Genomic DNA, 14,341 nt, shown 5'->3' with positions numbered 1-14,341 from the left:
CGCCTACAACGTCCTGGCCCACAACTGCGAGACCTGCGGCTTGCCGAACAGCTGTTCGGGCTGCTCGGTCAGCAGTTCGAATCCCGCCTCGGCAAACAGTCGGCCCGCATCGACGAGCGCCGCGTTGGTCCACAACACCATCCGCCTGTAACCCACCGCCGCCGCGAACGCGATGGCCTCGTCCACCAGCCGGCGGCCGATACCCCGGCCGCGTGCGCTGGCGTCCACGTACAGCAGCCGCAGTTTGGCGGTCTGTGCGTCGTGGCGGACCACCAACACCGAGCCGACCGGCGTGCCCGCGCACTCGGCGATCCAGCAACGCTCGGTGCGCGCATCGTGCTCGCGCAGGTAGCGGGCGACGATGTCGGCCACCAGTGCCTCGAATTCGGTATTCCAGCCGTACTCGCGCGCGTACAACGCACCGTGCCGGTGCACCACCCAGCCCATGTCACCCGGCCGCGGATCGCGCAGCACGTAGTCCGTGCCAGGCTCGGACAGCAGCCGCCGGATCTGCTCCATCGCCTCGACCAGTTGCGCCCGGCCGGCGGCGCTGAGCGGGCCGAGCAGGCGCGCGCCGGCCGCGCTGGCGGCGGCGTCCAGTTGGTTGGACACGGTACGCCCGGCATCGGTCAAGACCAGCACGCTGGCCCGTGCATCGTGCACGGCAGGCCGGCGCGCCAGCACGCCGCGCATTTCCAGTCCGGCCAGCAAGCGGCTCACGTAGCCGGCATTGAGGCGCAACAGCCGGCACAGGTCGGCAGCGGTCACGCCGTCGCGGCAGGCCAGCTCGAGCAGCACCCGCACTTCGGTGGGGTTGAAATCACCGCGTACCAGGCCCTCTTCCAGCATGGCGAGGTGGCGCGCGTAATCGCGGTTGAACGCCTGCAGGCGGGCCACGTCGTTGGTCAGGACGTCGGACATGTAGTTCCTCCATGAATGCCTTTGGCAATTATTGATTGCCTTTGGCACCTATACCAGCCTTTTTTGTGACCGCCTGCGAAGTGCATGAGGCACAAACGAAAGATGCGTTGCAGTACGGTTTACGTTCTGTTAATTATTTGTGCAGCGCATCAGGGCCTTGGCGCGCAAGGAGAACCAACGGGATGACCCAGTAGACGAACGACACCTCCGACCCTCCAACTGCAAGGTGCATGCATGAACGACCGCATTGGCAAGTGTGTTCACGCTCCAAACGCAATCTCGTCATTGGCATCTGCGGTACACGTGGCGCTGGCCGCCACGCTGTTGGCCACCAGCTCGGTCGCGCTGGCACAGGACAGCACACCTCCGGCCGCGCCGGAGGCCTCCACCCTCGACACGGTCTCGGTGTTGGGCAGCCGCACCAAACCGCGCACCGTCTCGTCCTCGGCCGTGCCGATCGACATCATCAGCGGTGACGAATTCCGCAACCAGGGCGCCACCGACGCGCTGGACCAGCTGCGCGTGCTGGTGCCATCGTTCAACGTCAGCACCATCCCCATCGACGATGCCGCCAGCCTGGTGCGCCCGGCCAACCTGCGCGGCCTGCCGCCGGACAACACCCTGCTGCTGGTCAACGGCAAGCGCTTCCATCGTGCAGCGGTGATCACCTTCCTCGGCCACGGTCTGTCCGACGGCGCGCAGGGCCCGGACCTGTCGGTGTTTCCGTCGCTGGCGCTGGAGCAGGTGGACGTGCTGCGCGATGGCGCCGCGGCCCAGTACGGCTCCGACGCGATCGCCGGTGTCATCAACTTCGGCCTGAAGAAGCTGCGCGAAGGCGGCAGTGCCGAGGTGTTCACCGGCAAGTACTACGAGGGCGACGGGCTCACCACCCAGTACTCGGCGCAGATCGGCCTGCCGCTGACGGCCCGCGGGTTTGCCACGCTCACCGCCGAATGGCGCAAGGCCGACGACACCTCGCGCAGCGTGCAGCGCGACGATGCCGCCGCGGCCATTGCCGCCGGCTACCCCGGCGTGGGCCAGCCCGCGCAGGTGTGGGGCTCGCCGCAGGTGGACAACGACCTCAAGCTGGTCGCCAACCTTGGCCTGACCACCGATGCGGTGGATTTCTACCTGTTCGGCAACTACGCCAAGCGCGACGTGGATGGCGGCTTCTACTTCCGCGACCCCACCGCCCGCTCGGGGGTGTACTCCAACGACGGCGGCGACAGCCTGCTGGTCGGCAACCTCAATGGCGCCGGTGCCGGCGCCTGCCCGGGCATCGCGTTGCGCGATCGCGCCGGCAACCTGCTGCCGTACAGTTCGGTCAGCGGTGCGGTCGCCGCGCTGCCCTCCAACTGCTACACCTTCCTGTCCAGCCTGCCCGGCGGCTTCACCCCGCGCTTCGGCGGTTCGCTGGAGGACATGTCGCTGGTGGCCGGTGCCAAGGGCCTGTGGGGCGACTGGTACTGGGACGTAAGCGGCTCCTGGGGCCGCAACGACATCGACTTCATCATCTACAACACGGTCAACGCTTCGTTGGGGCCGGACCAGCCCGAGGGCCTGCGGTTCCATCCCGGTGGCAACACCCAGACCGAGAAGAACCTCAACGTCGATGTGAGCCGTGATATCGCCACCCGCTTCACCAGCCAGCCGCTGCGCCTGGCACTGGGCGCGGAGTGGCGCGAGGAGAGCTTCAAGATCAGTCCTGGCGATGGCCCGTCCACCGCGATCGGACCGCTCACCTCGCAGGGCTTCGCGCTGGGCTCCAACGGCTTCAACGGCTTCAGTTCGCGCACCGCCGGCACCTTCGACCGCCGCAACTGGGCGGCCTATGCGGACCTGGAGGCGCAGCTCACCGAGCGCGTGCTGCTGGCCGGCGCAGTGCGCTACGAGGACTACGATTCGTTCGGCAGCACCACCACCGGCAAGTTGACCGCGCGCTTCGACGTCAACGAGCAGTTTGCCCTGCGCGGCGCCTTCAATACCGGCTTCCGCGCCCCCACCCCGGGGCAGGCCAACATCAGCCAGATCAGCACCGTGTTCGGCGGCACTGCCCTGGAGGACATCGCCACGCTGCCGCCGACCAATGCCATCGCCCAGCTCAAGGGCGCCCAGCCGTTGACGCCGGAGAAGTCCAGGAACGCATCGCTGGGTGCGGTCTGGACCCACGGCGACTGGTTGGTGACCCTGGATGGCTACCAGATCAAGGTGAAGGACCGGATCGCGCTGAGCACCAGCTTCGTGGTCACCCCCGAAGAGCGCGCGGCGCTGGTGCTCGGCGGCAACCCCGAGGCGGCCTCGATCTCGCAGGTGACCTACTTCGGCAATGCCTTCGACACCACCACCACCGGCGTGGACCTGGTGACCAGCTACAAGAGCGACCACTTCGGCGGCACCACCACCTACTCGCTGGCCGCCAACTGGAACCGCACCGAGGTGGACCGCTACGACACCGACTTCATCGATGCCGCGCGCGTGTACAAGCTGGAGAAGTCACTGCCCAGGACCAAGGGCTACTTCAGCATCCACCACCAGCGCAAGGTGTTCCACGCCAACCTGCGCCTGAACTACTACGGCTCCTGGTACGAGGACCACCTGGACAGCGGGGTGATTTCGGCCGCCGACGGCGGCCTGCCGATCTACGGCGGCAGCGCGCTGATCGTGGATGCCGACGTGGGCTGGACGTTCGACTCGGGGCTGTACGTCAGCGTTGGCGCGCAGAACCTGTTCGACCGGGTGCCGTCGAAGAACCCCTGGTCCGGCGTGGCCGGCGCGGAGTACCCGGTGCACTCGCCGTATGGCTTCAACGGCGGCTTTTACTACGCGCGAGTGGGCTGGAAGTTCTGATCCCAGGGGGCGAAGCGGCGCGGCGGGATCTGCCGGGATCCCGCCGCGTGCTGCTCATGCACCGTCGCCAACCACCAGCGCACGCGCCCGTCGTTCCAGCTCGGCCGCGGTGAACGGCTTGGTCAGCACCTGCATGCCGGGCTCCAACTGGCCGGCCCCCACCGCGGCGGAGGCGGCGTAGCCGGTGATGAACAGCACTGGCAGCGCCGGTCGCAGCTGGCGACCGGCGTCGGCCACCTGGCGGCCATTGAGCCCGCCGGTCAGGCCAACGTCGGTGACCAGCAGGTCGATGCCCTCGTTGGACTGCAGGATCTCGATCGCGCGGCCTCCTTCCGGTGCCTGCAGCACGCGGTAGCCGGAACTGGACAACACCTCGGTGACCAGTGCCCGGATCGCATCGTCGTCTTCCACCACCAGCACCGTGCCCACGTTGCCCGCCGGCGCCGCGCCGGCCTCGTCGGGCGGCGTCGACGTGGACGCGTCGGCGGCATCACCGAGGAAACGCGGGAGGTAGAGGTGCACCGTGGTGCCCTGCCCGGGCTGCGAGTCGATCCGCACCTGCCCACCGGACTGGCGGGTGAAGCCATAGATCATCGACAGGCCCAGGCCGGTGCCCTGGCCGATGGGCTTGGTGGTGAAGAACGGTTCGAACGCCTTCTCGATGACCGCCGCGTCCATGCCGGTGCCGGTGTCGGCCACCGACAGCCGCACGTACTCGCCAGCGGGGATATCCAGCTGCGCAGCCGCCTGGTCGGCCAGGGCCACGTTGGCGGTGCCGATCGCCAGCGGGCCGCCCGCAGGCATCGCATCGCGGGCGTTGATGCACAGGTTGAGCAGCGCGTTTTCCAACTGCGGCACGTCCACCAGCACCGCCCACGGCGCGGGGGCCAGGTCGGTGGAAATGGCGATGGACGGGCCCAGCGTGCGCGAGATGATATCGAGCATCCCGCCCACCATCGCCTCCACCACCACGGGGGTGGGCGCGAGGGTCTGGCGGCGCGAGAAGGCCAGCAGCCGCTGGGTCAACGCGGTGGCGCGGGCCGCACTGGCCTGTGCCATCTCCAGGTAGCGCCCCACGTCGTCGTAGCGTTGCTGGTCGATCCGCAGTTCCAGCAGTTCCAGGCCGACGGAGATGGAGGTCAGCAGGTTGTTGAAATCGTGCGCGAGACCGCCGGTCAGCTGCCCCACCGCTTCCATCTTCTGGCTCTGGCGCAGGCGCTCCTCGGCCACCTGCAGCTCGGCGCTGCGGGCCTGCACGCGCTCTTCCAGGGTCTGGGTGAGCTGGCGCAGCTGGGTTTCGGCCAGCCGGCGCTCGGTCACGTCCGAGGCCGTGCCGAACCACTCGGTCACCGCGCCGGCGTCATCCAGCAAGGGCACCGCGCGCATCAGCACCCATCGCACGCTGCCATCGGCCAGCAGGGCGCGGTGCTCCAGCCGCAGCGGCTGGCGCGTGGCCATCGCCTGGGCGATGGCGGCCTCCAGCAACGGGCGGTCGTCGGGGTGGACGCGCTCCTCGCGCCAGCCGGTGACCGCCGGCAAGGCCCCGTCCGCTGCACCGGCCCCGGCGATCGGCCGCATCTCCTGCCAGTCCGCCGACATCGCATACAGCGACTGCGACGAGGCACTCACCAGCGCCCCCAGGCGGCGTTCGCTGTGGGCCAGTTCGCTGTTGGCACGTTGCTGCTCGGTGCGGTCGCCGAGCACCTTGACGAAGCCGCGCACCGCACCGTCGCTGTCGCGCAGGGCGGTCATCGCCCCGTTCGCCCAGAAACGTTCGCCCGACCTGCGTTGCAACCAGCGCTCGCCGCTGACCCCGCCGGAGACCATGCAGGCCCGCTGGTTGGTTTCCAGCCGCCGGGCCTGGATGTCCTCCTCGGTATAGATGCGTTCCACGCTGCGCCCGAGCATCTCCGCTTCGGTCCAGCCGAAGAGGTGCTCGGCACCGGTATTCCACAGCGTCACCCTGCCCTCCATGTCCGAGGCCACGATGGCGTAGTCGCTGGCACTGTCGATGATCTGCCGGTGGCGCGCCTCGACGTCACGCATGGAGCGCTGCAATTGCACGTGCGGGGTGATGTCCAGGCCCTGCACGAACACGCCGGCCGTGTGGCCGTCATCGCCGAGCACCGGCTGGAACACGATATCGAGCTGGCGCTGGCCGCCGGCGCGATCGCCGGCGCTGGGGGGATCGTAGATGACCTCGCTGCCGATATACGTTTCGCCGGTGCGGTACACCTGGTCCAGCAGCGGCAGGAAGCCCTGCTCGACCACTTCGGGCAGCGCGTCGCGGATGCACGTGCCCGGCACCGCGCGGTCACCGACCAGGCGCTGGTAGCCCGGGTTGACCAGCTCGATGCGGTGCTCCGGCCCGCTGAGGAAGGCCATGAACATCGGCGACTTGTCGAACAGCGCGATCAGCCGCTCGTTCTCGCGGGCCAGCCGCTGCTGCGCCAGCAGCACGTCGGTGACTTCCTTGGTGACGCAGAACGCGCCGCCGACGCTGCCGTCATCCAGATAGAGGGGCGAGAACGAAAAGGTCCACCAGGTGTCCTCCGGCACGCCGCGGCGGCTCATCGCCACCGGCATGTTCTCGAACCGCGAGGACTCGCCGGCAAACGCGGCCTCGATCGGCGCACGCACCGCGTCCCAGGCATCGGCCCACAGTTCGCGCAACGGCGCGCCCAGCGCACCCTCCAGGCGTGGGCCCAGGATGGGGCGGTAGGCATCGTTGAAGAAAAACGTCAGTGCCGTGCCCCATACCACGTACATGCTTTCCGGCGAGGCCAGCATCAGGTTCACCGCATTGCGCAGCGCGCCGGGCCAGGTGTCCACCGGCCCCAGCGGCGTGGCCTGCCAGTCATGCCGACGGACCTGCTCGGCCATCGGCCCGGTGCCACCGGGGAAGTTCACGCCGGCCGCGCTCAAACGGCAGGCTCCGGCAACGCGCGGGTCGGCGCCGCGCACGCGCGGGCGGCAGGCAATACGGGGACAGGCAACATCGGAACACCGGACCTTGGGCTGGAAGCGTTGCAGACGCAGACGAAAGGCGGCTGGCACCTGCCAGCCGCCCGTGGTGGGTCAGCAATTTACGCCAATCGCGGCAATGCCGCGTCAACGCAGGCGCGCCTCCTCGTGCGCGCCTGCAAGGCGGCCCAGCGTGGCTCAGCGCGGCGCTGCGGGCGCCGTACCGGGGGTGATGCGCCAGATCGTGTTGGCCAGGTCGTCGGCCACGATCAGTGCCCCGCGCGGGTCCACCGTGACTCCCACCGGGCGGCCGCGCGTGCGGCCATCCTCACCACGGAATCCGGACACCACATCGACCGGCGCGCCCGCCGGACGCCCGTTGCTGAAGGGCACGAAGACGACCTTGTAACCCACCGGCGGGTTGCGATTCCAGCTGCCGTGTTCGCCGACGAACACCCCGTCGGCGAACGGCGCGCCCATCGCCGGCGTGGAGAACGCCACGCCGAGCGCGGCCACGTGCGAGCCCAGCGCGTAATCCGGCGCGATCGCCGAGGCCACCTTCTGCGGGTTCTGTGGCATCACCCGGGTGTCCACGTTCTTGCCCCAGTAGCTGTAGGGCCAGCCGTAGAAGCCGCCCTCGCGCACCGAGGTGAGGTAATCGGGCACCAGGTTGGGGCCGATCTCGTCGCGCTCGTTGACCACCGCCCACAGCGCACCGGTGCCGGGTTGGATCGCCAGCGCGGTGGGGTTGCGCAGGCCGGTCGCAAAGGGCCGGTGCGCGCCGGTGGCGGCATCGATCTGCCAGACCTGGGCGCGGTCCAGTTCCACCGCCATGCCGCGCTCGGTGATGTTGCTGTTGGAGCCGATGCCCACGTACAGGTAACGGCCATCGGCGCTGGCGGCCAGCGACTTGGTCCAGTGGTGGTTGATGGCCGACGGCAGGTCGGTGACCTTGGTCGGCGGTGCGGCCGCGCGGGTCTGGCCGGGCTGGTAGTCGAAACGGACCAGCGCATCCTGGTTGGCGACGTAGATCGCATTGCCGATCATCGCCAGGCCATAGGGCGCGTTGAGCTTGTCGGCGAATACCGTCTTCATTTCGTACACGCCGTCGCTGTCGGCATCGCGCAGCAGGGTCAGGCGGTTGCCGCTCTTGACCGCGGTATTGCCCTTGGCCTTGATCTTGCCGGCAATCACGTCCTTGGGCTTGAGGTTGGGCGCGCTGCCGCCGCGTCCCTCCGCCACCAGGATGTCGCCGTTGGGCAGCACAAGGGTCTGCCGCGGGATGGCCAGGTCGGTGGCAATCGCGCTGATGCGGTAGCCGTTGGGCACGGTGGGCACGCGGTCGCCCCATGCGGCCGGCTTGGCGATGGTCATGTCCGGCATCACGCCACGGTGCGGCGCGGGCAGCTCGGGCGTGGCGCCGATCTGGTTCAGCGGCGGGGCCTTCTGGCTGCACGCGGCCAGCGCGGCGGCCAGCAGGGAGACGGCAAGGATCCGAACGGTACGGCGGTTCATCGCACACCTCCCACGCGCAGGCTGGCAAACCCGATCCAGGTGGCCAGCAAGGCCAGCACAGTAACGATCACCGACCACACCAGCGCACCGGGCATGATCGCCCAGGCGTCGCGGGCGTGATGCAGTGCGTTGATGAAGCCGACCACCCAGGTGGCAGCCAGCACCAGCACATACCCCAGGCGGCGCGTGCGCCGGACCAGGCCGACGATGCCGCACAACAGCGCCAGCGTGGTGAACACCATCGCCCCCACCAGCAGCCAGGCAGCGAAGTTGGCCCACTGGATTTCGTAGCTGCTCCAGTAGGCGTAATCAGCCAGCAGCGCGCCGAGGAACAGCGGCAACACGCCGCCCAGCACCGCGGCGTGGAACGGATGGATGGCCCAGGATCGGGGCGGGACGGCAGTGGACACCATGGCTGTCTCCTCGGGAACGCGGATACGGAAGCCTGGATGCTGCCAGCGCCGGCGGCTGCGTGGCGTGATGCTACGACCAGCGGCGGCCGGGCTTGCCCCTCCGCAGCACCAGCAGCGCCACGCGCCGGTGGGCCACCGTGTCCTCGCTCAGTACTGCCGCACCGCGCTCGCCGCCAGGTGGCGTTCGGCGTCGGTCACCGACGCCACCCGCGCCACCGTGAGCACCGACCACACCGGCAGCCGCCACTGCGGATCGACCACCTTGTGCAGCACCGCCACCTGCAGGGCTCCGTCGGCGTGCTGCACGATCCGCTCCAGCCGCTCCGGCTCGGCACGGTAATGCTCGGACACGACCACCTCGCCCGCGATGGGCGCGAACATCCAGATTCCACCGTGCTTCTCTTCCATGCCCGTCCCTGTGCCGCGCCGACGCGGGTGGCCGGATCGCTCGCCCGTGCCGGCATTCTATCCCGCCGTGCCACTTGTGCCGGCAGGCCCTCGCCGCGTCGCGTCGTTCTGGTGCCGCTGCGCCGCTGATACGCGGGTGCTGCATCCTGGGGCGACACGCACGTTCACGGCAGGCTCGTGGCGGATGCGCATCCGGGCAGGGTCCAATGCGCCCATCCGACGGTGACGGGGGACGTGGCGCCGATGGGGCCGGCAGGCGAGTGGCGATCGGTGGGTGGGCCACCTGGCCGCGCGATCAGTGCGCGCCGGCACCGGGAAGCGCGGCGGCCGCGTCCCGAGCCTCGGGGCAACGCGTTTCATAGCCGGCCTGTGGCAGCGCCTCGATCTGTCTGGCCAGCGCCTGCGGATGGTCGGTGCGCGCGACCGCAGCGGCGATTGACTGGATCGCGCTGGTGTAGCACAGGCCCGCGTCGACCTGCCGGGAGAATGCGCCGAGCCAGAAAAATACCGGCGCCACGCTGGCGATGAGCGCGATCCCGATCCACCGACGGGGACCCGACGTGTCCCGGGCCGTCAGCAGATAGCCCAACGCCATCACGATCAACCCCACGCACATCATCAGCATCGCGGCCTTCCTTGTTCCCTTCCCTGGGCGCGGGTATCACCTGCAGCCGACACCGTTGGCCACACGTTGGCACGCGGGTACCCGGGCTGGGGACGAGGCGCCGGCGGGTGCAGCCGTGGCTGCGGAGCGGACCGTTGCCGGCCGCTGCCGCCCTGCTGCTTTCACGGGCCGATCATTGCCCGGGCGCGGTAATACGCCGGTGCAACATCGCCCTTCCCTCCTGCCAGGAATGCGTATGTACAGCCGACTCCCCGGCGTCACGATACTGCTGTGTGCCACCCTGCTCGTCGCCGGCTGCGGCACTGCCCAGATCAAGCGCTGGAGCAAGCCGGGCGCCAGCGAGGCGCAGAAGCAGCAGGACCTTGCCGAATGCGATTACGACGCCTCCAAGGCCACCGTGGGGGATGGCAGGGCGCCGCGCAGCACCGATGACGCGGTGGGCGACGGCGTGGTGCGGGGCATGGAGAAGTCCGACCTGATCAAGACGTGCATGCGCGTCCGCGGTTACCGCGGCTGAGGAGACCTTCTGCGATGAAATCGCTCCTGATTCTGCTGGCCGTGGCCAGTTGCGGCGTGCCGGGCGCGGGTGCCGCGCAAGCCGGGGCGAGAACCTCCGATGGCATGGCCTGCGACAGCCCGAACCAGTCGCAGGCCGGGCTCAACCAGTGCGCCGGGATCGGCGCCAAGGCCGCCGACGACGAGCTCAACCGGGTGTATGCCCAGGTGCTGGCGGCCAATGCCGACGATACCGCCTTCGTGACCCGGTTCAAGGCCGCCCAGCGTGCCTGGCTTGCCTTCCGCGACGCACAGATCGCCGCCCGCTTCCCCGATCCCCGCAATGCCGGCAGCGTGTTGCCGATGTGCCAGAGCAGCGAGTACGAACTGCTCACCCGCGACCGCGTGAAGCAGCTCAGGCAATGGCTGGACGGGACCGAGGAAGGCGACGTGTGCGCCGGCTCCTATCCGATCGGCGGCCGGTAACGGCGCCGGCAGCGGTCGCTGCGCGACGTTGCCGCCGCGCAGCGCAGCCCGGTGTGGCAGCCCGCGTTACTTGCTGGCCACCGCATCCTGCAGCTTCTCGATGGCCTGGTCGGCGGTGAATGTGTTCGGCTTCTGGATCTTGGGGAAGTCGATGAAGGTTTCGTTGAACCTGGTCAGCAACGCGATCGCCCCGTAGACGATGTAGACGTGGTTGATATACCAGTCCCAGTACGTGTTGGAGGTGACATCGGCGAACTCGTACGGGTCGGTGCGCAGGTTGTAGATCTTGGGAATGCGCATGGCCGTGAACGGTTCGCCCCAGAGCTGCATGGTGCCCTTGCAGCGCTGTTCCATGAACGTCACTTTCCAGTTGTCGTAGCGGATGCCCAGCATGTCGCCATCGTCGGAGATGTAGACGAACAGGTTGCGCGGGGAGGCATCCGCCTTGCCGGTCAGGCGCGGCAGCAGGCTCACCCCGTCGATGTGGTTCTTGTAGGTGCGCCCGATCGCCTTGACGCCCTTCTTCAGGTCATCCACGACGGTCTTGTTGCCGGCCAGCTCCAGGAACGTGGGCAGCCAGTCATGGTGCTGCACGATGTCGTTGGAGATCGTGCCCGGCTTGATCTTGCCGGGGTAACGCACCACCAGCGGGATGCGGAACGCGCCCTCCCAGTTGGTGTCCTTCTCGCTGCGGAACGGGGTCATGCCGCCATCGGGCCACGAGTTGCGGTGCGGGCCATTGTCGGTGGAGTACACCACCAGGGTGTCTTCGGCGATGCCCAGTTCGTCCAGGTAGTCCAGCAGCGAGCCCACGTTTTTGTCGTGGTCGATCATGGTGTCGTGGTACGGCGACTGCCAGCGCCCGGCCTGGCCCAGGCTTTCCGGCTTGGTGTGGGTATACAGGTGCATGTGGGTGAAGTTGACCCAGACGAAGAACGGCGTGTCTTCGTCGTTGGCCTGCTTGATGAACCCCTTGGCGCGCTCGGCGAAGTCGTCATCGCAGGTGAGCATGCGCTTGCGGTCCAGCGGGCCGGTATCCTCGATCTTCTGCTTGCCCACCTTGCCCCAGCGCGGCTGCTCGGTGCTGTCATCGGCATCGGTGGCGAAGCTGTGGATCACCCCGCGTGGCTTGATGGTGTCGATGAACTTGCCGAACTCCTTCTCGGGGAAGTAGTCGTACATCTCCGGCTCTTCCTCGGCATTGAGGTGGTAGAGGTTGCCGTAGAACTCATCGAAGCCGTGGTTGGTGGGCAGCATGTGGTTGAGGTCGCCCAGGTGGTTCTTGCCGAACTGGCCGGTGGTATACCCCTCGTTCTTCAGCAGCGCGGCGATCGTCACGATCTTTTCGTTCATGCCCACCGGCGCGCCGGGGATGCCGACCTTGGACAGGCCGGTGCGCAGCACGCTCTGGCCGGTGATGAAGGAGGACCGGCCCGCGGTGCAGGATTGCTCGCCATACGCGTCGGTGAACAGCATGCCCTCGTTGGCCAGGCGATCGATATTGGGGGTCTGGTAGCCCATCAATCCGTGCGTATAGCAGCTCAGATTGGAGATGCCGATGTCGTCGCCCCAGATCACGAGGATGTTGGGCTTTTTGGATGCGCTGGCCATGCAAGTCTCCGGGGACGGGGTGGCTTGATGGTCCTCGTCGTGCGCCGATGCAGCCAGCGTGTTTCTACTTAGCCGGCCTCAGTAAGTCTTCGTCTCGCCCACGCTGGGCGGCGGTCGGCCAGGCAGCGCTCGGCATGCGGCGTCCTGCCCGCATTCAGTGCGACGCTTCGCCCCCAACATTGCTGCATGGGCCCCCAGCTCAGAGCACCCTGAGGCCCTTGAGCCACTGTTCCACCAGGGCCGGCCACGCAGACACCGGCTGTGCGCTGGGCCGCACGCCGAATGCATGCCCGCCGCTGGCAAACAGGTGCACCTCGGCCGGCACCCCGGCCTCGTCGAGCGCTCGGGCATACACCGTGCTGTTGCAGATCTTGTCGACCGGGTCGTCCCACGCCTGCAGCAGGAAGGTCGGCGGCGCCTCGGCGGTGACCGTCAAGCCGGGATCGAGGGTGCCGCCGGCGCGACACAGGTGCCCCGGATAGAGCGCGATGGCGAAATCCGGGCGACTGCTCACCTGGTCCACCGCATCCACGGCGCGGTAGCGCGGCGCAAGCTGGTTGCTGGTCTGCGCGACCAGATAACCGCCGGCCGAAAATCCGATGACGCCGATCTTCGCCGGGTTCACGCCGAGCCCGCCGGCACGCGAGCGCACCAGCCGGATCGCCCGCTGCGCGTCCTGCAGCGCGAACGGCACCGGGGGCGTGATGTGGCAGTTGCAGTCCTTGTTCCAGTAGTGGTTGCCGCCGGGCACGCGGTACTTCACCAGCACGCAGGTGATGCCGCGCGAGGTCACCCAATCGCAGATCTCCGTGCCTTCGATATCGATGGCGAGGATGCTGAAGCCGCCGCCAGGGAAGACGACGATCGCCGCGTCGGTTGCCACGCCCTTCGGCGGCACGATGGTCAGGGTGGGCACGCTATCGCCGGGGGTCCCGCAAGGCGCGCGTGCGAGTGGCTGGTAAGCCCCGTCGAAATCCAGGTAGTCCTCGTGCAGGCCCTGCACCAGGCGGCCGGTGGGCTCGCCGTCGGCATCGGTCTCCATCAGTTGCCAGCCCGGCGTGTCCGCGCCCTGCGCCATCGCGCCGTCGTCGAGCGTCATCACGAACCCGTTGCCCAGCGCCCGGCCGTAGGCCAGCAGCAGCGCCTCCAGCGCCGCAGGCGCCACGGCCGCCTGCAGGGCAGTCAAGGTGTCCTGCAGATCCGGCCGGTCGTACACCGCCTCGGCAAGCGTGTCCTGCACGGCATCGGCCAGATGGTGCACATCACGCAGCAGCAGGAACCGCGCGAACTGCGGGATGTTCTCGTCAAGCTCGCTGCTCACCCAGTCGCGGGGATCGACGCAGCCCGCTGCCTGCATCGCGTCGGCCAGTTGTGTGCGGCGGTTCGTGGGGGGTGAGGGAACAGTCATGGGCGGCGGCCTGGGCATCAGGCAATGAGGATCGAGCAGGAAAGTCTACCTGCGGTGCAGGCCGGGGCGTATCAGCGCGGGCGTCGGGCCAGCAGGCGTGCGTCCAGGATCGCCTCCACCGAGCGGTCGGTGTCCAGTTGCTCGCGCAGCGCCTCGACCACGGCCATGAAACGCCGCCGCTGCAACGCGTAGCTCACCCCGAACAGCGGCAGCAGGAGCAGCAGCGCGGCCGACGCGGGATGCGCGACCGCCACCGGCACCGACGACAGCGCGATGGCCACCACGTTCCAGTTGCACAGCCCCAGCACCCGCACCTGGCGACGCCGGGCATCGACGATGATCCGGCCGCGCATGACCGGGTAGTAGCGCCGCGCGAAACTCGCGCCCCAGCGTTCACGGAACGCCATGCTGCCATCGGGCAAGGCGTGGAACGCCAGCGGCAGCCAGCCCGCCGGGTCGACATCGTGCTGCAGGCTGCCCAGCGCAAGCTGGTTGCGTGCGGCCGCCGTGGCCGGCAGGGAGTGCTTGAACACCACGATGCCCGCGCCCCAATAGGCGGCATTCCAGAAGCCCTGCAGGAGCAGCTCGAGCAGGAGCAACGCGATCAGTGCCATGGCCATCGGCCGTCCCCGGTGACAGCGCCGTCCC

The 14,341-nt window shown here is 68.6% G+C and carries 12 protein-coding genes; 3 read left to right on the top strand and 9 right to left on the bottom strand.

Features of this window, described 5'->3' with window-relative positions; translation table 11 throughout:
• Positions 1-3 precede the first annotated feature (3 nt).
• A complete protein-coding gene (locus AC06FD_RS05625; RefSeq protein WP_478077215.1) occupies positions 4-921 on the bottom strand; it encodes a bifunctional helix-turn-helix transcriptional regulator/GNAT family N-acetyltransferase in 918 nt (305 codons plus the stop codon).
• A 285-nt stretch (positions 922-1,206) separates the two neighbouring features.
• Between AC06FD_RS05625 and AC06FD_RS05620 the strand changes: the two genes are divergently transcribed.
• Entirely contained in the window at positions 1,207-3,768 is a 2,562-nt protein-coding gene (locus tag AC06FD_RS05620; RefSeq protein WP_478077214.1) for a TonB-dependent receptor plug domain-containing protein, read from the top strand.
• 54 nt (positions 3,769-3,822) lie between these two features.
• On the opposite strand, the gene AC06FD_RS05615 is transcribed toward AC06FD_RS05620, so the two are convergent.
• The 5 genes from AC06FD_RS05615 to AC06FD_RS05595 all read right to left on the bottom strand — a co-directional run bounded on the left by AC06FD_RS05615 (position 3,823) and on the right by AC06FD_RS05595 (position 9,693).
• Positions 3,823-6,651 carry a hybrid sensor histidine kinase/response regulator gene (locus AC06FD_RS05615; protein ID WP_478077373.1) on the bottom strand — a complete coding sequence of 943 codons (2,829 nt, stop codon included), beginning with the start codon at positions 6,649-6,651 and terminating at the stop codon, positions 3,823-3,825.
• Positions 6,652-6,930: 279 nt separating this feature from the next.
• Positions 6,931-8,247 (bottom strand): PQQ-dependent sugar dehydrogenase, encoded by a 1,317-nt coding sequence (locus AC06FD_RS05610; protein ID WP_478077213.1) that lies wholly within the window; start codon positions 8,245-8,247, stop codon positions 6,931-6,933.
• A complete protein-coding gene (locus AC06FD_RS05605) occupies positions 8,244-8,660 on the bottom strand; it encodes a DUF2231 domain-containing protein (protein WP_259202834.1) in 417 nt (138 codons plus the stop codon). The genes AC06FD_RS05610 and AC06FD_RS05605 overlap by 4 nt, the downstream gene beginning before the upstream one ends.
• Positions 8,661-8,807: 147 nt before the next feature.
• A complete protein-coding gene (locus tag AC06FD_RS05600) occupies positions 8,808-9,041 on the bottom strand; it encodes a hypothetical protein (protein ID WP_478077212.1) in 234 nt (77 codons plus the stop codon).
• A 322-nt stretch (positions 9,042-9,363) separates the two neighbouring features.
• On the bottom strand, positions 9,364-9,693 hold the full coding sequence (locus AC06FD_RS05595; RefSeq protein ID WP_478077211.1) for a hypothetical protein: 330 nt from the start codon (positions 9,691-9,693) through the stop codon (positions 9,364-9,366).
• Positions 9,694-9,928: 235 nt separating this feature from the next.
• Here AC06FD_RS05595 and AC06FD_RS05590 point away from each other — a divergent pair, with 235 nt between their 5' ends.
• Both AC06FD_RS05590 and AC06FD_RS05585 read left to right on the top strand, forming a co-directional pair.
• Positions 9,929-10,210, top strand: coding sequence for a hypothetical protein (locus tag AC06FD_RS05590; protein ID WP_478077210.1), 282 nt, complete (start codon positions 9,929-9,931; stop codon positions 10,208-10,210).
• Positions 10,211-10,224: 14 nt separating this feature from the next.
• On the top strand, positions 10,225-10,674 hold the full coding sequence (locus tag AC06FD_RS05585; protein WP_478077209.1) for a lysozyme inhibitor LprI family protein: 450 nt from the start codon (positions 10,225-10,227) through the stop codon (positions 10,672-10,674).
• Positions 10,675-10,740: 66 nt separating this feature from the next.
• Here AC06FD_RS05585 and AC06FD_RS05580 read toward each other — a convergent pair whose 3' ends face one another.
• From AC06FD_RS05580 to AC06FD_RS05570, 3 genes are all read right to left on the bottom strand, one after another.
• Positions 10,741-12,285: an arylsulfatase gene (locus AC06FD_RS05580; RefSeq protein ID WP_478077208.1), complete on the bottom strand. Its 1,545-nt coding sequence runs from the start codon at positions 12,283-12,285 to the stop codon at positions 10,741-10,743.
• Between the two features lie 199 nt (positions 12,286-12,484).
• Complete coding sequence (locus AC06FD_RS05575; RefSeq protein ID WP_478077207.1) at positions 12,485-13,693, bottom strand: alpha/beta hydrolase; 1,209 nt, start codon at positions 13,691-13,693, stop codon at positions 12,485-12,487.
• Between the two features lie 71 nt (positions 13,694-13,764).
• A complete protein-coding gene (locus AC06FD_RS05570; protein ID WP_449334394.1) occupies positions 13,765-14,313 on the bottom strand; it encodes a hypothetical protein in 549 nt (182 codons plus the stop codon).
• Between the last annotated feature and the right edge of the window lie 28 nt (positions 14,314-14,341).

This window comes from Stenotrophomonas sp. Steno-Z1, assembly GCF_056393175.1.
This window is presented reverse-complemented; position numbering and strand designations above follow the sequence as displayed.